We start from the raw sequence: 18,767 nt of genomic DNA, 5'->3' as shown, positions 1-18,767 counted from the left end.
GTTTATGGTTAATTTTTAATTCACACAAGATTAAGGAGCATTATGCGATCCATTACTGACCGTACCTTGTCTGTAGCTGCGGTGCAAATGAACAGCCAACAAGACATTAAAAAAAATCTCGAAACCATCGCGCAGGCGGTAAAAGACGCAAGCATACAAGGCGCACAGCTCGTGGTACTGCCTGAAAACTGCTGTAGCATGGGGGCACAAACGGCAACTGCTGAGCAATTTGATGCCTTATCAAGCTCGCTGGCACAGCTTGCCGCGCAGCATCAAATACATCTGCTCGCAGGGACATTGCCTTGCCCCTATCGCCCTGATGGGATGCCTGTGCCCAATGAGCGCTTGCGTCAAGTCAGTCAACTGTTCGCGCCTGATGGCTCGCAAGTGGCACGCTACGACAAGATTCATCTGTTTCAAGCGACAGTGGCGGACGATACGGGCAGCTATAATGAGGCGGCGACCTTTGAGGCGGGCACAAAAACGGTGGTCGCACCGATTAGACTGGATGACGCGACCTTTCATTTGGGCATGATGGTGTGCTTTGATTTGCGCTTTCCTGCCCTAGCGCAGCGGCTGCGTCAAGCAGGCAGCGATATAGTGAGCGCGCCCTCGGCATTTACGTATTTAACAGGACAAGCGCATTGGTCACTACTTTTGCAAGCGCGGGCGCTCGACAGTCAATGTATGGTGATTGGCGCCGCCCAAGGCGGCACGCATCAGTATCCCAAGCAGGCGGCGCGTGAGACGTGGGGACACAGCGCGATAACACGTCATGATGGCACGATAGCAGCAGATTATAGCCACAGTGCATTGGCAGACCATGAGGCAGCACAAGACTATGCGTTAGTGATGGCAACGCTGGATAACGCGGCACAAGAAAAAGGACGTGAGGCGCTACCGATTTTTAATTGCCATCGCTTGGCTTAGTGCGCGGTTTTTGGCGAGACGCACGCGGGTGCGCGGTGTCGTAGACTTGGGTCAAACGGGCAAAATCGACGTGGGTATAAATCTGCGTTGTGCCAATGTCGGCATGCCCAAGCATCTCTTGCACCGCGCGCAAATCGCCACTGTTTGAGAGCATGTGTGAGGCAAAGCAGTGGCGCAATAAGTGCGGATATAGGTTTTGGTCGATGCCTGCACGTTTTGCCGCGACTTTAAGGCGTTGCTGTACAGCACGGGTGGTCAAGCGCTTGCCGAGCTTTTCGCTGATAAACAGTGCCTCGTCCACATGCTCGCTCCACAAGGCGCGGTGCGGCAAATAGCGCTCAATGGCCGCCAGCGCACGCGCACCGACAGGCACAAGACGGACTTTGTTGCCTTTGCCCGTGACGCGCACTTGTTGGCGCGCTGGGTCAAGGTCATGCATATCAAGGGTCACAAGCTCACTGACACGTAGGCCACTGCTGTAGAGCAGCTCAAACATGGCTTTATCACGCAGCCACAGCCGTGTTTGATTGGGCGTGTCGGGCGCAGGCTGGTCAAGCAGCTGGGTAATGACGTCAATATCAGCAATACTGGGCAGCGCACGTGCGCCGCGTGCCAGCTGATAGCCAAGCGCAGGATTGATACGTGCCTGCCCTTCATCAATCAGCCAACCATAAAAATGCCGAATCGCGGACAGCGCTTGCTGCATGCTGGCAAGGCTCAAGCCGTCTTCTTCAAGGCGATGAGTGACGTGTTTGGCAAGCTGGCGCTTATCACAGCGCGTCCATGTCAAACGCTGGGCACACAGATGCCGCGCCAGTTGAGCCACGGCAGCATGATAGGCAGTTTGGGTATGTAGGGAGTGGTTTTCGCGCGCAAGGGTCGCAAGCCAGCGCTCGACAGGCGACATCAGTGCATCAAAAGCAAGGCTGTCGGCGCTGTCGTTCGCTATGGGCTGTGTGGCACTGGCGTCTTTTAATAGACGCTCAGACCGCGGGCGCTTGGTGTCCATGTACGGTTTTATTACGCGTTTGATGGGGGTTTAATGCCAGCTTGCGCCATCAAACCATCAGGACTAAAGACGCCCTCATAAACGAAAGCGGTCGGGCCTGTCATCATGACAGCATAGCCTGGCTGCCAGCGAATCACGAGACTGCCGCCGTATAATTGGGCGCGAATATCCGCGCCTTCGTCCAGCCAACCTTCACGTACGCCTATTGCAACCGCTGCGCACGCGCCTGTACCGCAGGCTTGGGTCTCGCCCACACCGCGCTCATAGACGCGCAGACGAATATGACGCTGATTCATGACTTGCATAAAGCCAACATTGACCTTGTCAGGAAATGCAGGGTGCGACTCAATCGCACGACCGAGTGTCTCAACATCGGCGTCGAGCACATCATCAACACGGATAACGGCGTGCGGATTGCCCATATTGGCTACATACAGCTGTACAGGCTTGCCCGCCACATCCAAATGATAGGCATTTTGGATTTTGGTAATCGCTTTGGGGGTAAATGGAATCTCGGACGGCTCGAATTTTGGTTTACCCATGTCCACCTCAACCCAGCCATAACGGTCAGTAGTCAAGGTAATCACGCCGCTTGCTGTCTCCACACGGATGCGCTGTTTAAACGACAGCTTGCGCGCTTGTACAAAACGGGCAAAACAGCGGGCGCCATTGCCGCACTGCTCGACTTCACTACCGTCAGTATTAAAAATACGATAGCTAAAATCAACATCAGGGCGCATCGGTGGCTCTACCACAAGCAGCTGGTCAAAACCAATGCCCAAATGGCGGTCACCCAAAAGCTGTACCAGCTCAGTAGTTAAATCAAGGCGCTGCGTGACCAAGTCAATAACCATAAAGTCATTGCCCAGCCCATGCATCTTGGTAAACTCAATTAACATATCCATGTATCCTGTTCTGTTTTTATCTGTGCCTAATAGTAGCACGCTGTATGTTGCAATGGTAATGCACGCCGTCATCGCGCTGCGCCCAGCAGCCATTGTTATCTCGAGGTATCGTTAGCTTGGCGTATAGTGATGAAAAATCCCATCGTTTTGGCAACAATGGGACAATCGTAAGTCAGTTATCAATGGTAAATAAAGCGCATATCAGGCTGCACAATCGCTTAGTGCTTAATGTCGCTTTTGTTAGGTGTGTCTTCATTTTAAAAATGGTGATAAAAATGAGATAAATTGCAGGCAAACAAGGAAAATAGCGCAGATAATATCAAGATATTGACCAGCTATTTGACACCGTTTGCCGCAGATTTAGCCATTTTTAGCCCATTTAGTCGTAGACGTTTGAATTGAAGACACGCCCTAGCTTTGCCACAGCTGCTCATCAGCGTAGAGTGCCTCAACCGTTTCGCGCGGCTTAATAAGCTGATGCTGACTGCCTGATACCATCACTTCGGCAGCGCGTGGACGCGTATTGTAGTTGCTGCTCATATTAAACCCATACGCGCCTGCACCTGTCACCGCGAGCAAATCGCCGACCGCCAATGACAGTACGCGATTTTTTGCCAAAAAGTCGCCCGTTTCACAAATCGCGCCAACAATGTCCCACGCTTCTGCATTTTCAGCGTCCACATCCTTTTTAGGCAAGGTACTGGGGATAACGGCCATTTCGGCTTGATACAAGGCAGGACGAATCAAATCGTTCATCGCTGCATCCACGATGGCAAAGTTTTTGTGCTCGGTGGGCTTTAAGATATTGACTTCAGTAATCAAAATACCTGCATTCGCTACCATACTGCGACCTGGCTCAAAGAACACGCTCAAACCCAAGTCTTGCAATTTTGGCAACAAAGCAGCGGCAAAATCAGCAACGCTCACAGGCTGCTCATCAATGTAGCGCACGCCCAAGCCGCCGCCCAAATCAATGTGTTTGAGCGCAATGCCTTTAGCGCGTAGCTGCTCAATCAGCTCAATCAATTTATCAAGCGCGGCAACAAATGGCTCAACCTGCGTCAACTGTGAACCAATATGGCAGTCGATACCTAGAATATCAATGTGCGACATTTGCGCGGCATCTTTATAAACCGCAATTGCCTTATCGTGAGAGATGCCGAATTTGTTGTCTTTTAGACCTGTCGAAATGTATGGGTGGGTATTGGCATCCACATCAGGATTGACGCGCAGTGAAATTGGCGCTTTTTTGTCCAGCTTTTGTGCCACGTCATTGATGATAGACAGCTCGCTGATAGATTCTACATTAAAGCAGCCGATGCCTTGACCCAGCGCATATTCGATGTCCGCTGGTGTTTTGCCCACGCCTGAAAAGACCACACGTGACGCCTGCCCGCCTGCGGCCAATACACGCATCAGCTCGCCGCGTGATACGATATCAAAGCCTGCGCCCGCCTCTGCCAATACGCTTAAGACAGCAAGGTTTGAATTGGCCTTTACCGCATAGCAAATCTGATGGTCAATCTTGGCAAAATGCGTGCTATAGGCATGGTACACGTCTAGTATTGCCTGTTTTGAATACACATAGCAGGGCGTGCCGTAAGTCTGTGCCAAATCCTTAATACTGACCGACTCAATCTGTAGCGCATCGCCTTGATAGCTAAGCGCTGGCAAATGCTGGGTTAAGGCATTAGCATCAATATACAATCCTGCCTCAGTTTGGGTGCTCACAGTGGCAGCTTCACAATTACTCATAACGATATCTCTAAGTTGTTCAAACATTCAAAAATTACGGCGCATTCTCGCCTATATTTTTAAGACCTGAGCTATTAAGACCTCAAATATTAAGATCTAAGCCATTAAGATCTGACGCGAAATAAATCAACCGGCATTAATAGTCGTTGGGGTCGCTGCTCGCGCTTGGCAAGTCCGTCATCGGCTCATCGTCCACACGCGCAAAGGCATCATCTTGTGGACTGCTGCCACTTTCAATCATTTGCTTACTCTCAGAGCTGGCACTGCCTGCAGGCAAATACAAGTCGCCCTTTTGACCGCAGCCGACAACCAAGCTGCTGCCAATACATAGCATGCCAATAAGACGCAGCACACGCACATCAACAGATGGCTTATTTTTAATAGAAGACGACATAACACACCCTTACAAAAGATAGCAGCGTACCTATAATTCATCAGCCGCGATTCACCAACCGCTATTTATCAGCCTCGGCGACCTATTTTGGTACAATAACAGCGCCAAATAGAGGCGCTGTGTATAGGCGTTTTATCATAGCATTAATCGACAATACTTTGCGTGGATTGCAGGGATTAAACAACAATTTTGTTGTTTGATGTTTTAGGGCGTGTCTTCAATTCAAACGCTTATGCGTTCATAACGGTGACCGTCCACACGCATCAAGCGCCGACCATAAAGCCGTACAGACGCGCCCAACCTCACGTTTTGCTACTTGACGGCAGGGTTCATGCCCGCTTATAGTGATTTGGCAGTTTGTATATGCCAATAGTAGCGTATGCTACTTGGCTATTTTATATTTATGTAGTTATAGTCAAGTCAATTTAAAAATGATACAGCAAGATTAAAGGCTATTTTTCGCAGCATCTGGAGACGAAGTCACAGCAAGCAAGGAAAATAGCCTTTAATCTTGCGTGTTTTTGATGCTATATCAGTTTTATTTGGGCTTTGCTATAGATTCAAGATTAGAGGCTATGCCTTAATCAATAGACCTGATGACACGGCTTTTTTCGCGATACCTATTTTAAAAAGACCTGACTATAACAATAAAAATGCGCGTATTTTATGCGTAACGCTTTGGCGCTTGATGACTTAGCAGCGCAGCAATAATGCCTGCCTAAAGCGCTTAAATACGTGTAATAAGACGCTCGCTGTACCATTCATTTTATAAGGACATACTATGACTGACCGCTCCACTACAAATGATCTCATTGACCCCACATTGGTGCTTAACTGTGGGTCGTCTTCTATCAAATACGCGCTGATTAGCTCTGACAACCGCACGCGCATCACAGGCTTGGCAGAAAACCTCGGCTTGGACACGGCGCACATTAAGCACAAGAATTTGGCAGGGGAGTCGCAAGAGATTAGCATCCCTGGCGGTCAGCACCAGTTGGCCTTACAAAAGATTTTGGGCTTGCTTGAGCAGTATCATTTTGTAGCGGTCGGGCACCGTGTGGTGCATGGCGGACGCGAATTTTCGGCAGCCGAGCGCGTGACCCCGCACGTATTGGCAGAAATCAAGCGCCTAAAAATCTTAGCACCCCTGCACAACCCTGCCAATGCGCTGGGCGTAGAAGCGGTTGAAGCCATTTATCCTAATGTACCACAAGCGGTGGTGTTTGATACCGCATTTCACCAGACCATGCCGCCTGTGGCCTACCGCTATCCTGTGCCCAAAGCGCTGTATGATGAGCACCGTATCCGCCGTTATGGTGCTCATGGCACCTCACACGCCTATGTTTCTGACCGCGCAAGCCAACTAACCGATAAGACAGGCAAGCACGGCTGGCTGACCGCGCATCTGGGTAATGGCTGCTCGGCAACTGCGGTCTATGATGGCGAGAGTCTGGACACCAGCATGGGCTTGACGCCGCTTGAGGGTCTGATGATGGGCACGCGTAGTGGTGATGTGGACCCAAGCTTGCACATTCACCTAAAGCGCACGCTGAACATGAGCCTTGAAGAAGTCAACGATATGCTCAACAACCAAAGCGGGCTGTTTGGCATTTCAGGGCTGTCCAATGACATGCGTATGATTGAGCAAGCAGCAGCCGATGGCGATGACGATGCGGCGCTAGCGATTGAGATGTTTTGCTATCGCGCGGGCAAATATTTGGCATCGCTCAGCTGCGCCCTGCCTGAGCTGACAGGTATTGTGTTTACAGGCGGCATCGGTGAAAATGCCGCCGACACGCGTGCGCGTATTTTAAAGGTCATGCGTCACTTTGGTATTAAGATTGATGATGATAAAAATAATGCGCTGATTCGCGGTGCTGAGGGCAGTTTTCATGCCGAAGACAGCGCCCTTGAGCTGTGGGTGATACCGACCGATGAAGAATGCCGCATCGCGCAAGAGACGCGCGCGGCATTGGGCATGGAGGCGCTTTAGCCTGCTCATTGGTGTGATCGCTGGATCATGGGCAACTTATGCCCTCGCCTGATTTACTTTTCGACCTTTATTTCTGCCATCAGGTGGACTGTGCCATCTGTTTAGGAGCTGTTATGCAGACCATTTTACTTGTTCCCATCAGTCGCGGTATCGGCGTGACCTCAGCGGCGCTCGGACTGATTCGCGCGTTTGATTATAACGGTATCAAAGCGGGTTTTATGAAGCCGTTTTTGCAAGAGGACACCTTAGACAGGCAAAATAGCTTAGACAGTACCAGCACGCTGATTACCCATGCGTTTGGGCTACAGCCGCCGCCGTCTATCAATCGCCAACACGTTGAGCGAATGCTGGGCGATGACAATATGGATGACTTGATGGAAGAAGTGGTGGTCAACTATCATCAGTTGGGTGATGATTATGACGTGGTGATTTGTGAAGGCTTGGTGCCGACTACCGAAGCGTCTTACGCCTCGCAGATTAACCGCGCGCTGGCGCATGCGTTAGATGCCAAAGTTATTTTTGTCAGCACCGTTGATATGCAGCACCCTGAACAGCTCGCGGACAAGCTCGACGTACACGCGCGCGATTTTGGCAGCGTCGCCAGCGACCGTACACTTGGCTGTATTTTGATGCGGGTGCATGATGTGCCAAACACCTTTGAGAGTCAGCCTGTCGCGCCTGGTGAGGCGATGGTCAGTCTCGATGATACCTTTATCCGTGCGGTACAAAAGCAGTCGCCGTACTTTTATACCGAGCAGTTTCGCTTGATTGGCGTTGTGCCGTTTAGCAACTCCTTATCCGTGCCGCGTACTTGGGATATTGCCATGGCGCTTGGTGCGACATGGATCAATGTCGGTGAGGCAAAGTCGCGCCGTGTGAATAACATCAGCCTAACCGCGCGTTCGGTCGCGCGAGTGGATTCGGTGTTTAAACGTGGCACGTTGATTGTCGTGCCTGGGGATCGTGATGAGCTACTGCTGGCAGCGGCGCTGGCGTGCATCAACGGTATCCCTTTGGCAGGTTTGGTGTTGACAGGCGGCATCGCGCCCAACGATACGGTTACGGAGCTGTGGCAATCGGCGCTCAAGACAGGCATACCGATTATGCAGGTTGAGACCGACAGCTTTGAGACGGTACAAAACTTACTTAACATCAGCGCTGAGATACCGAGCGATGATATTGACCGCGCACAAGAAGTCACCCGCTATGTGGCGGCGCATTTGGACTTAAGCTGGATAAAAGATTACTTTAGCCACAGCTACACCCCGCGCTTATCGCCGTCTGCGTTTCGTCATCAGCTGGTCAAAAAAGCCCAACACGCCAAAAAACGCATCGTCCTGCCCGAAGGCGACGAACCGCGTACGGTTGAAGCGGCGTGTATTTGTCAAAGTCGCGGTATCGCCAACTGCGTGCTGCTCGCCAAGCGTGCAGACGTCGAGCAAGTGATTAAAAATCGTGATTTGACGATGCCTGAGGGCTTAGAAATTATCGACCCTGCTGATGTGGATATGCCTAAATACATCAAGGCGGTGGTCGAGCGCCGCCGTGGCAAAACCAGCGAGCCTGTCGCCGCTGAGCAGCTGCTCGATACGGTGTTTTTGGGGACAATTATGCTTCAGCTTGGCGAAGTCGATGGTCTTGTCTCAGGCGCAGTACACACCACTGCCAACACCGTACGCCCCGCCTTTCAGTTGATTAAGACTGCGCCGCAGTATTCCTTAGTATCGTCGGTATTTTTTATGCTGCTGCCTGAACAAGTGGTGGTGTATGGCGATTGCGCAATTAACCCTGACCCAAGCGCGGCTGAGCTTGCCGAGATTGCCATTCAATCGGCGCAGTCGGCGACCGCCTTTGGTATTGAGCCAAAAGTCGCGATGATCAGCTATTCGACAGGCTCATCAGGCACGGGCGCGGACGTGGATAAAGTCACTGAGGCCACACGTATTGTACGTGAGCGGGCGCCTGACTTGATGGTTGATGGCCCGCTACAATACGATGCCGCCTCAGTCATGAGCGTGGGCAAACAAAAAGCACCCAACTCACCCGTAGCAGGTCAAGCCAACGTGTTTATTTTCCCTGACTTAAATACAGGCAACACGACCTACAAAGCGGTGCAGCGTAGCGCCAATGTGGTCAGTGTCGGCCCCATGCTGCAAGGGTTAAATAAGCCTGTCAATGATTTATCACGCGGGGCCTTGGTGGATGACATTATCTACACCATCGCCTTGACTGCCATTCAGGCAGACAGTGACGCCATTTAACAATGGTGGGTACAGCACGATTAATGACTGGCTGTACCCTTTTTATTGTCATAAATTTGCTATCATAGGCGCGTTTTTATACGCGCTTTTATTTTTTGATCACAAGTGATATCCCATGCCAACTGCTGCTCCACTGCTCTGCCCGCCTGCGATTCGTGCCTACTTGGGCGGCTCTTTTGACCCGATTCATCAAGGGCATTTGCAAATGGCGCAGGCCGTGTACGCGACATTACAGCGCTGGCATGCCCCGCAGCAAACGGTCTCTGTCTCCCTCTTGCCTAATGCGCGCTCGCCATTCAAAGACGAGAGCAGCGCTCCCAGCCACCGTTTGGCCATGATACGCCAAGCCATCATGGGCACGACCATCGAAGTCAGTGAGCTGGAGCTGTGGCAGACGCCGCCTGTCTATAGTATTGACAGCGTGCGCACCTTACGCGAGCGCTATCCACACGACTGCTTAATATTTATTATGGGCATGGACAGCGCACGCACACTCGATAAATGGCGCGAAGGCTTGGCGCTGGTCAATCATGTGCATCTGTGGATATTTGACCGCAGTCTTGAGACGACAGACCGTGCCTATACAGGCAGTATTGACGCGTACGAATTAAGCAAAGCGCTACCAAAGCCTTTACAATCGCGCATCGTACCCGAAGTCACCTCCCTGCTCACGCCATGGAAAACAGGCAAAGGGATGATCTATATCGATCCCCGCCCGATACCTGCCATGTCCAGCACACGCGTACGCGAAGCGCTCAGCGACCCTGATAGCGCATCTCAAAATGCACCCAGCATCCTACATCGCCGTGTTTATCAATATATTATTGAGCATCAACTATATTCCGCAGGCAAATTCCGTTAAAATCAACGCATTGCAGCCCTGCATACCGCACGTGGCTGGCTCACTGTATTCTTGTTCGTCTTATCCATGCTCTTGATAATGGGCCAAAAGATGACCATAAAGTTACCGATACCAAAAGAGACTGATATCTATGACCGAAACCATGACCGAAGCTCGTCTGAATGAATGCCTAGCCCTCGTTAAAGAAACCCTAGAAGACATGAAAGCCAAAAACATCACCGTGCTCAATGTCGAAAACCTCACCGACGTGATGGAACGCATCGTCATCGCTGACGGTACTTCAAAGCGTCACGTACGCGCCCTCGCCGACAGCCTTGGCGCTGAAGCCAAAAAAGCAGGCTTTATGCCATTAGGTCGCGAAGGCGGCAACGACTCTGACTGGACGCTGATTGATCTAGGCGCAGTCGTCGTGCATATGATGATGCCTCAAGCACGCGAATTCTACGACCTAGAAGGTCTGTGGTCATCGTCTGAAAGCCTCGCGGAGCTGGTCGCAACCCCACGTGAGAAAAAAGCAGGTCGCCGCAACTAAGGACGTCTCATCAATTAGCCCATTGACTCATTTAGCGGTCTTAAACGGGCTAAATCTTGCCAAACAGCGTCAAAAATTTTGTGAATATGTCTATATTCTCTGCAATTTTTTCCTTGTTTGACTACGATTTATCTCATTTTAAGTCTCGCTATCTAATTAATGACACGCCCTAAGCCATCCGCTGCCAGTACACACTGGCCACCTCATAAAAAGACCAGCCTATACCGCTGGTCTTTTTTTTGCTTGTTATGAAGCTCGGCGTTGTACAATAGGACATGAGATCATATTAGATAAATGTTTAATCGCTTGTTATCATCAAACGCTACTGTCATCAATCATCGCAACAAATCCTCTCTCCGCACTTTTTAGCCCTCTGCTTATTGTCTTCTTATTCTAAGGATTACTCATGCCAAGCACTCACGCAAACACCAGCGACCTATCCCAGCCCATCGCTCTACTCACCTGTGTGCGCGCAGGCAAAGCGGTGCCCTTTACCCGTGGCGAGCTGAGCGCCATTAATAAAACGCCCGTCAACGCCCCTATCGCTGTCAATAACTTGGGGCTGGTCACTGATGAGCAAGCCGACTATAAACATCACGGCGGCGTGCTGAAAGCGGTGCACGAAATGCCCACCGCCACCTATGCGCGTATTAATGAACAGTTTGATTTAAACGTAGAAATTGGCAGCTTGGGCGAAAACCTGACAACCATGCCGATAGGCGACATGCCCGCGCTTGATGAACGCAACGTCTGCATCGGCGATGTCTATCAATACGGCGATGCGTCAGCCGACGCTGTACGCCTGCGTGTGGTGCAGCCGCGCCGCCCCTGCTACAAAATCAATGATAAAATCGGCAACTATACCAAAGTGCCCAACATCGCCGCATGGATAAGCAAACAAGGCATCTCAGGCTGGTATTATGAAGTCGTGCAAAAAGGCGAAATTACCGCTGACATCCCTGTATATCTAATCGAGCGCCCCTATCCGTTTGCCACGCTAGCCGCCTTGTGGCAACTGACCAACAGTAAAGAAAAGCACGCGCCCGAGGTCATCGAGTCGTGGCTTGCGATTGAATGCTTGGAGGAGAGCTGGAAAAAAGGGCTTAAGAAGAAGATTAAAAAGAGCGATCAAGACATAGCGCCGCAGTCTTAAGCCAAACCTAACCAAACCCATGCTCAAAATACGGACGCTCGCCATGACCAAACGCCTCATTTTACTTGCCAGTGCCTGCGCCCTGACCTTAATCGGCTGCACCACACCTGCACCGCGCTATAGCATCGACAGCACCAGCTACCAAGCCACAGGCAAAAACGAGCGCATCCAGTTTATCATCCTGCACTACACTGCCGAAAACGATGCCGAGTCGCTACGCATCCTAACCGAAGAGCGCGTCAGTGCGCACTATCTGATCCTCAAACAACCCGATGCGCGCATCTATCAGCTCGTGCCCAACAGCGAACGCGCTTGGCACGCGGGGGCTGGCAGCTTTGCGGGGCGCAGCGTACTCAACGATACGTCCATCGGCATCGAAATCGTCAATGAGGGCATCGCGCCCGAATATCGCGGACAAAAAGGCTATCACCCGTACGCGCATTTTGTCCCCTTTGATGCGCTACAAATCAAAAAAGTCGCCCAACTGGTCAATGATCTCGCCACCCGCTACCGCATCGACCCCACGCACATCATCGCCCACTCGGACATGGCACCCTCGCGCAAAATCGACCCTGGCGCACAGTTCCCGTGGCAGCACCTGTATCAAGAATACGGCATTGGCGCGTGGTATGACGAGGCGGACAAGGCAGAATTTCTAAATCGGCGTACCTTGGTCGCGCCGAGCGTACAGGAAATCAAGCAAGCCTTTCGGGACTATGGCTACCCGATGAACGACACCGATACATGGGACAAAGCCAGCCGCGATGTGGTCTATGCCTTTCAGCTGCACTTTCGTCCAGAGCAGCCGACAGGGGAGATAGATGCGGAGACGTATGCGATATTGCAGGCATTGAATAGGAAGTATGGGGGTTGAGGTGCTGCTTATTAACTCGTCTTATAGTGCATACATTATTAAAAATGATTCGAAGATATCAGACCATTAGCTACGCGTGACCTCTATATACCATTGTGGCTGCATAGCATTAAAATCCGTTCGCACATTAGATGGTAAATAGTTGGCTGAGTCTAGAACAACACCCTGTCGCTTCTTCTTGTACTACAGATACAATCATTAAGCACCTCCAGTTATTAATTTTAAAGTATTTTAAATATTAATCCGCTAAGTTTTTGATTTTTAGCATAAAAGTAATTTCTGCATCTGTATCACTCAACATATATGCGCAAGTGTCTATAAAAATGATAGTAAAATCGACAATATTCGATATAATTTTGTTTAGAAATATCTTGCTGCTTTAAAAAGTTTATACGCAGTCCTTATTTCTTATCTCCAGTTTTAGTTGTTGATCTCATAACTAAACACAATCGTTCCTTATCTCATGTTATCGATCTAAACAGTCAAGGAAATTATGAAAATAAGATACCTGTCCGCCATTATGCTAGCGGCTACCGCGCTCAGCGCCTGTACGACCATGTCAGGAAATACAGCAGCCACGCCACAAAATGAAAGCTCTCGACTAGACGTCAAAGGCTTATCTGAAGAACAAAAAGTCGCTGTTTACTCTGACCAATTGGTAACAGACTCATCTAAAAAATATGCTACTTTTACCAATTTACAGTTGGTCAGAGACTATCGAACTGATAATTTCTATGCTCCTAATCCATATGGCATTTACGCTGTTGATGGTATACCTGTAAAAAAATACGCCCATTCAATATTTTTTGACTCTGGGTGGTATATTCATGCAGCGAAAATGGCAACAGCGAAAGTTAAAATTCCTGCTGGTAAACATGTTGTTGAACTTGGTCAACTAACGACTAGGGATAGGAAGAAGAGTGATATCGTATTACCTGCAATAGATTATAAGCCAAGTACTGACTATATCAGTGTTTTTAAAGTGAAAGAAGGTGTTCTATCCATTCATGTTTATACCTATGAACAGGATAATAGACTCTCGAGAATGGATAGAGACTCCATTATTTTAAAAGATGAAATTGCCAGTAAAGAAATTGGTATCTTCAAAGATAAAGTAATCAGTCAAAAAGTTAATTGATTGTGTTTCATTCTTTTACCGTTTATGGATTTAGCATTATGAATAAAGCCGCCTTATTGTCCTTGTTTACCTTATCTCTTACCCTAGTAGGCTGTGCGACGACCAGCAGCTTGGACAAACTGGAAAAAACCACACCGCAGACGGTTCAACTGCCTGTCAACTATATAGATGCCTATGCCAATGCTAAAGACTACTATTTACGCTGTGCAACAAAAAGCGGCGTCAGTTATCCCATCACCGTTTATGCAAATGGTACGCCAGTTACCATCACCAATACCACGCCTGACATAAGTGTCTCATCAAACTTAGATAGAAAAAATAAGCTAGCGACATTAAGTATCTTAGAAGGTGCTAATGTGTCAGAACATACCGTATTTTCCGAGATTGATGACAGTAAAACTCAAGTGAGTTTTTATAATAAAACATCGGGATATTTGCGCTCTACAACCTACAAGCAAAAGATGGAAATGGAAAAGTTCGATCTTCTTAGAAAAGCAAGCTTAGATCACAATATCAAATGCGTAAAATAATAGCTGATTAACTATTAGTACCTGTTTTTTATAGAATTTAGAGATAGCTTTAATATTTAAACACAAAAAAGGTGAGCCTTAGCCCACCTTTTTTTATTACTCAATCACTGTATACGCTTAGCTTAGCGCAGCCATGCACGCGCATTGCGGAACATACGCATCCACGCGCCATCGTTGTCCCACTCTTGTGGTTTCCAGCTGTGGTTGTAGGCGCGTAGGTTACGCTCAGGGTGCGGCATCATGATGGTCACGCGCCCGTCAGTGCTACACAGACCCGTGACACCGCCGATAGAGCCGTTCGGGTTCAGCGGGTAGGTTTCAGTTGGGCGACCTTGGCTGTCCACATAGCGCATCGCCAGCTGACCGTGTTTTTCCATACCGTCGATGTCGGTGGCGTTTAGCGTCGCGTAGCCTTCACCGTGCGCGACCGCAATCGGTAGGATGCTGTCTTGCATGCCTTTGAGCAAGATCGACTTGGTGCGCTCAATCTTGACGTTGACCGTACGCCCTTCAAAGCGCGCTGACTTATTGGCGATAAAGCGTGGGAAATTGTCCGCGCCAGGGATAAGGTCTTTTAACTGTGACATCATCTGACACCCGTTACACACGCCAAGGCTAAAGGTTTCAGGGCGAGCGAAGAAGCGCACGAATTGCATACGCAGCTCGTCATGGAACAAGATAGAGTTCGCCCAGCCTGAGCCTGCGCCCAGTACATCACCGTAACTAAAGCCACCACAGGCGACCAGACCGTCAAAGTCACGTAGATCAACGCGCCCTTTGAGTAGGTCGCTCATGTGTACATCGACCGCTTCAAAGCCTGCTTGGGTAAAGCCTGCTGCCATCTCTAGCTGACCATTGACGCCCTGCTCGCGCAAGATGGCGACCTTTGGACGGCTGGTGCGGCTGTTGAGATACGGCGCTTCGATGGCTTTATCCAGCTCAAAGTTCGGCGCGGCAATCAGACCTTGATGGCTCGTATCACTGATGAGGTCAAATTCTTGCTGCACGCTCTCTGGGTTGTCACGGCGGCGGGCAATCTCGTAGCTGACCTGCGTCCACGCTTGCTGTAGCTCACTGCGCGCAAAGTCCAGCGCGGCGTCGCCTTGCTGCGTTGGCGTCTCGATGATCAGGCGGTCGCCTTCACAGCTGTGACCGATGAGGCTCAGCATATCGGTGACGTTGTGCTTGTCCGCAAGGGCGGTCACGGCGTCGATGTGTTCAGGTAAGACCTGAATGACCGCGCCCAGCTCTTCACTGAACAGCTGACCGAGCAGGTTGTCATCGGTTAATGACAGCTTGATGCCCTGACGGCTGGTGAATTGCATTTCCGCGACACTTGCCAGTAAGCCACCATCACCAATGTCGTGATAGGCACTGATAACGCCTGCTGCATTACCCGCTTGGATAAAGTTAAAGAAGTTCACAAGGTCGCTCGCCTCCGCCAAGTCTGGGCAGTCGTTACCGAGCTGGCTCATGGTTTGCGCAAGGATTGAGCCACCAAGGCGCAGCTGACCTTTTGATAAATCCAGACGATATAGCGCGCTGTCGCCGTTGACCAGCTCAGGCGTGAGTGTGCGGCTCACGTCACTGACAGGGGCAAAGGCAGTGATGACAAGGCTCATTGGCGAGACGACCGATTTGTCACCCGCGTCATCACTCCAGTTGGCACGCATCGATAGCGAGTCTTTACCGACAGGAATCGCGATGCCAAGTGCTGGGCACAGCTCTTCGCCGATGGCGTGTACTGCGTCAAACAGTGCCGCGTCCTCAGTATCATCGCCACAGGCTGCCATCCAGTTTGCTGACATGGTGATGTCAGACAGCTGACGGACAGACGCGCCTGCGATGTTGGTGATGGCTTCACCGACCGCAAGACGTGCTGAGGCTTTTGGGCTGATTAGGGCAACAGGCGTACGCTCGCCCACGCTCATCGCTTCACCCGTCATTGGCTGACCGTCTAGACCGAGCAGCGCTGATGCGGTTACCGCGCAGTCGGCGACAGGTACTTGATAGCGACCGACATACTGATCGCGCACCACCATACCTGTGATTGAGCGATCGCCAATGCTGATTAAGAAAGACTTGCTGGCGACAGTTGGGTGACGCAATACGTCAGTGACGGCAGTTTTGATATCGACGTCTGACAGATCAAGCGCAGGATGGCTGCTCTCTTCGCGGCTAAAGCTGCGCTGCATCTTCGGCGTACCGCCGAGCAATACTTGCATCGGCATATCGACAGGCTGCTCTGGCAACAATGCGTCATCAACGATCAGCTGACGCACTTCGGTCGCCTCGCCCAAGATGGCGTACGGGCAGCGCTCACGCGCACAGATGGCGTCAAATTGCTCACGGCTTTGAGGGCGAATCGCGAGTACATAACGCTCTTGCGCTTCGTTTGACCAAATGGCCATCGGTGACATTCCTGCCTCAAGTGATGGCACTTTGCGCAAGTTGAGGTGCGCGCCCATGTCGTGGTCGTTGACGAGCTCAGGCATGGCGTTTGACAGACCGCCCGCGCCCACGTCATGAATCGAGACGATGGGGTTGTTGTCCGCATTGTCATTGCCGTCTTTGTCCGCGCCAGCGAGCGCCCAGCAGCGATCGATGACTTCTTGACAGCGACGCTCCATCTCAGCGTTGTCACGCTGTACAGAGGCAAAGTCCAGACCTTCATCCAGCTCACCACTGTCTACCGATGACGCCGCGCCGCCGCCCAAGCCGATTTGCATCGCTGGACCGCCAAGCACGATGAGTAGATCGCCTTCGGCAATGGCGTTCTTTTCAATCAGGTTGCGCTTGATGTTGCCGTAGCCGCCTGCCAGCATGATGGGCTTGTGATAGCCGCGCATTTCGCTGCCGTCTTTTGCCGCTGAGGTGTCGAGTTGGAAGCTGCGGAAGTAGCCGCATAGGTTCGGACGCCCAAACTCGTTTGAGAAGTTGGCGCTACCCAGTGGCGCTTCGGTCATAATCTCAAGGCTGCTCGCCATACGCTCAGGCTTGCCGTAGTCTTTGGTATTGACCGCGCCTGACTGCTCCCATTTTTCTGGCAGCTCTGGAATGTGTAGATGCGAGACGTGGAAGCCCGCCATGCCCGCCTTTGGCTTACCGCCGCGACCTGTCGCGCCTTCGTCACGAATCTCACCGCCTGAGCCTGTCGCTGCGCCTGCATACGGGGCAATCGCGGTTGGGTGGTTGTGCGTCTCGACCTTCATCAGGATATCGATATTTTCTTGATGAAAACCATACTGATGCGTGGCATTCACGTCAGTAAAGTCAGTCGGTAGCGGATAAAAACGCAAGCCTTCTGCGCCTTCCATCACCGCCGCGTTGTCTTTATACGCAGACAAGATGCCTTGCGGGTTGTTCTGATGGGTGTTTTTAATCATTTGGAACAATGATTTTGGCTGTACTTCGCCATCGATTGTCCACTGGGCATTAAAGATTTTATGACGGCAATGCTCTGAGTTGGCTTGCGCGAACATCATCAGCTCAACGTCTGTTGGATTGCGACCCAATTCATTGACATAAGCATTCATCAGATAGTCGATGTCTTCGCCAGACAAAGCAAAGCCAAACTGGGTGTTTGCAGACTCCAATGCGCTGCGACCTTCGCCCATCACGTCAACGTGGTTTAACGGCGCTGGCGCATGGTCGTCAAACAGCTTGCTGGTCGCGTCCAAATCGTAGACCAAACTTTGGGTCATACGGTCAAAGAGCAGCTGCTCCGCGGCGGCTGGCAATTGACTTGGCAAGCTGCTGCCCGCTTCAGTACTCAGCGTATAGACAATCACGCGCTCGATGCGGCTGACGTCAATCTCGCAGTTATTAAAAATATCGGTCGCTTTACTCGCCCACGGAGAAATCGTGCCAAAGCGCGGGCTGACGATGACTTGACGCTCATTATCAGCAGGGGCATTGATGCTGCCTTTTTCCGCCAATCCTAATAGGTCAAGGGCTTTTTTTTCGTCGTCGCTATTTAAGGTGGTAGGCAACACATACACTTGCTGCGTGCTAATCTGCGTGATGTTCAGCTCAGTTTTTTGTTGAAACTGGCTGATGAGCTGCTGCGTCTGAAAATCGGTCAGAAAAGAAAGTCCGGCGATGGTCATCATAAGGCATAATCCGTAAGATCAAGGCATCACTGCCATGCAAAGTAAATGGTCTGCGCATTATAACAAGAAGCCCACTAAGAAACAGGTACAAAGCACCTCAAATTCATGCGACTGCATGATTTTAGACAAATTTTGCTAACAGACTGGCGTTTTTGCCTACTATTTTTTAGCCTTTTCTATTTTTTTTGGTATTGCCGTGCTTTCGTTTTTCTTCTTCGCTTATGCATCCGTTATTTTTTATTTTCATCCCTTTTGTGCCATAAGTTTTGCGCTATCTGTCTATTTCTTAGGCACTTTTTACCAAACATGCGTAAACCTT

14 protein-coding genes are annotated in these 18,767 nt (G+C 50.6%); 9 read left to right on the top strand and 5 right to left on the bottom strand.

Annotated features, from left to right (window positions below; translation table 11 throughout):
* Positions 1-42: 42 nt before the first annotated feature.
* Positions 43-930, top strand: coding sequence for a nitrilase-related carbon-nitrogen hydrolase (locus tag JIE71_RS01540; protein ID WP_199506970.1), 888 nt, complete (start codon positions 43-45; stop codon positions 928-930).
* Here JIE71_RS01540 and JIE71_RS01535 read toward each other — a convergent pair.
* The 4 genes from JIE71_RS01535 to lptM form a co-directional block, all read right to left on the bottom strand.
* Complete coding sequence (locus JIE71_RS01535) at positions 908-1,939, bottom strand: tyrosine recombinase XerC (RefSeq protein WP_199506969.1); 1,032 nt, start codon at positions 1,937-1,939, stop codon at positions 908-910. The two genes, JIE71_RS01540 and JIE71_RS01535, sit on opposite strands and share 23 nt — an antisense overlap.
* An 11-nt stretch (positions 1,940-1,950) precedes the next feature.
* Positions 1,951-2,838 carry a diaminopimelate epimerase gene (gene dapF, locus JIE71_RS01530; protein ID WP_199506968.1) on the bottom strand — a complete coding sequence of 296 codons (888 nt, stop codon included), beginning with the start codon at positions 2,836-2,838 and terminating at the stop codon, positions 1,951-1,953.
* Between the two features lie 417 nt (positions 2,839-3,255).
* Positions 3,256-4,599 carry a diaminopimelate decarboxylase gene (gene lysA / locus JIE71_RS01525; protein ID WP_199506967.1) on the bottom strand — a complete coding sequence of 448 codons (1,344 nt, stop codon included), beginning with the start codon at positions 4,597-4,599 and terminating at the stop codon, positions 3,256-3,258.
* A gap of 136 nt (positions 4,600-4,735) precedes the next feature.
* Entirely contained in the window at positions 4,736-4,993 is a 258-nt protein-coding gene (gene lptM / locus JIE71_RS01520) for an LPS translocon maturation chaperone LptM (protein WP_199506966.1), read from the bottom strand.
* A gap of 781 nt (positions 4,994-5,774) precedes the next feature.
* Between lptM and JIE71_RS01515 the strand changes: the two genes are divergently transcribed.
* From JIE71_RS01515 to JIE71_RS01480, 8 genes are all read left to right on the top strand, one after another.
* Complete coding sequence (locus tag JIE71_RS01515) at positions 5,775-6,986, top strand: acetate/propionate family kinase (protein WP_199506965.1); 1,212 nt, start codon at positions 5,775-5,777, stop codon at positions 6,984-6,986.
* A gap of 113 nt (positions 6,987-7,099) precedes the next feature.
* A complete protein-coding gene (gene pta / locus JIE71_RS01510) occupies positions 7,100-9,247 on the top strand; it encodes a phosphate acetyltransferase (protein WP_199506964.1) in 2,148 nt (715 codons plus the stop codon).
* Positions 9,248-9,362: 115 nt separating this feature from the next.
* Positions 9,363-10,109, top strand: coding sequence for a nicotinate (nicotinamide) nucleotide adenylyltransferase (nadD, locus tag JIE71_RS01505; RefSeq protein ID WP_199506963.1), 747 nt, complete (start codon positions 9,363-9,365; stop codon positions 10,107-10,109).
* 130 nt (positions 10,110-10,239) lie between these two features.
* Positions 10,240-10,641: a ribosome silencing factor gene (rsfS, locus tag JIE71_RS01500; RefSeq protein ID WP_199506962.1), complete on the top strand. Its 402-nt coding sequence runs from the start codon at positions 10,240-10,242 to the stop codon at positions 10,639-10,641.
* A 406-nt stretch (positions 10,642-11,047) separates the two neighbouring features.
* Entirely contained in the window at positions 11,048-11,794 is a 747-nt protein-coding gene (locus JIE71_RS01495; protein ID WP_199506961.1) for an MOSC domain-containing protein, read from the top strand.
* Positions 11,795-11,837: 43 nt separating this feature from the next.
* Positions 11,838-12,668 (top strand): N-acetylmuramoyl-L-alanine amidase, encoded by an 831-nt coding sequence (locus JIE71_RS01490; protein WP_199506960.1) that lies wholly within the window; start codon positions 11,838-11,840, stop codon positions 12,666-12,668.
* Positions 12,669-13,161: 493 nt separating this feature from the next.
* Positions 13,162-13,806, top strand: coding sequence for a hypothetical protein (locus JIE71_RS01485; RefSeq protein WP_199506959.1), 645 nt, complete (start codon positions 13,162-13,164; stop codon positions 13,804-13,806).
* A 38-nt stretch (positions 13,807-13,844) separates the two neighbouring features.
* On the top strand, positions 13,845-14,336 hold the full coding sequence (locus JIE71_RS01480; protein WP_199506958.1) for a hypothetical protein: 492 nt from the start codon (positions 13,845-13,847) through the stop codon (positions 14,334-14,336).
* A 122-nt stretch (positions 14,337-14,458) separates the two neighbouring features.
* On the opposite strand, the gene purL is transcribed toward JIE71_RS01480, so the two are convergent.
* Positions 14,459-18,448 carry a phosphoribosylformylglycinamidine synthase gene (gene purL / locus JIE71_RS01475; protein ID WP_199506957.1) on the bottom strand — a complete coding sequence of 1,330 codons (3,990 nt, stop codon included), beginning with the start codon at positions 18,446-18,448 and terminating at the stop codon, positions 14,459-14,461.
* Between the last annotated feature and the right edge of the window lie 319 nt (positions 18,449-18,767).

The sequence above is a fragment of the Psychrobacter sp. bablab_jr014 genome (genome assembly GCF_016464015.1).
GTDB lineage: Bacteria > Pseudomonadota > Gammaproteobacteria > Pseudomonadales > Moraxellaceae > Psychrobacter.
The sequence above is the reverse complement of the archived record's forward strand: the minus strand, read 5'-3'. Positions and strand labels throughout refer to the sequence as shown.

What these genes read in the sequence shown, in the direction of transcription:
- lysA (WP_199506967.1), bottom strand. Translation starts at nt 4,599, where the DNA reads ATGAGTAATTGTGAAGCTGCCACTGTGAGCACCCAAACTGAGGCAGGA.
- JIE71_RS01495 (WP_199506961.1), top strand. Translation starts at nt 11,048, where the DNA reads ATGCCAAGCACTCACGCAAACACCAGCGACCTATCCCAGCCCATCGCT.
- JIE71_RS01515 (WP_199506965.1), top strand. Translation starts at nt 5,775, where the DNA reads ATGACTGACCGCTCCACTACAAATGATCTCATTGACCCCACATTGGTG.
- pta (WP_199506964.1), top strand. Translation starts at nt 7,100, where the DNA reads ATGCAGACCATTTTACTTGTTCCCATCAGTCGCGGTATCGGCGTGACC.
- JIE71_RS01540 (WP_199506970.1), top strand. Translation starts at nt 43, where the DNA reads ATGCGATCCATTACTGACCGTACCTTGTCTGTAGCTGCGGTGCAAATG.
- nadD (WP_199506963.1), top strand. Translation starts at nt 9,363, where the DNA reads ATGCCAACTGCTGCTCCACTGCTCTGCCCGCCTGCGATTCGTGCCTAC.
- purL (WP_199506957.1), bottom strand. Translation starts at nt 18,448, where the DNA reads ATGATGACCATCGCCGGACTTTCTTTTCTGACCGATTTTCAGACGCAG.
- JIE71_RS01485 (WP_199506959.1), top strand. Translation starts at nt 13,162, where the DNA reads ATGAAAATAAGATACCTGTCCGCCATTATGCTAGCGGCTACCGCGCTC.
- JIE71_RS01490 (WP_199506960.1), top strand. Translation starts at nt 11,838, where the DNA reads ATGACCAAACGCCTCATTTTACTTGCCAGTGCCTGCGCCCTGACCTTA.
- dapF (WP_199506968.1), bottom strand. Translation starts at nt 2,838, where the DNA reads ATGTTAATTGAGTTTACCAAGATGCATGGGCTGGGCAATGACTTTATG.
- rsfS (WP_199506962.1), top strand. Translation starts at nt 10,240, where the DNA reads ATGACCGAAACCATGACCGAAGCTCGTCTGAATGAATGCCTAGCCCTC.
- JIE71_RS01535 (WP_199506969.1), bottom strand. Translation starts at nt 1,939, where the DNA reads ATGGACACCAAGCGCCCGCGGTCTGAGCGTCTATTAAAAGACGCCAGT.
- lptM (WP_199506966.1), bottom strand. Translation starts at nt 4,993, where the DNA reads ATGTCGTCTTCTATTAAAAATAAGCCATCTGTTGATGTGCGTGTGCTG.
- JIE71_RS01480 (WP_199506958.1), top strand. Translation starts at nt 13,845, where the DNA reads ATGAATAAAGCCGCCTTATTGTCCTTGTTTACCTTATCTCTTACCCTA.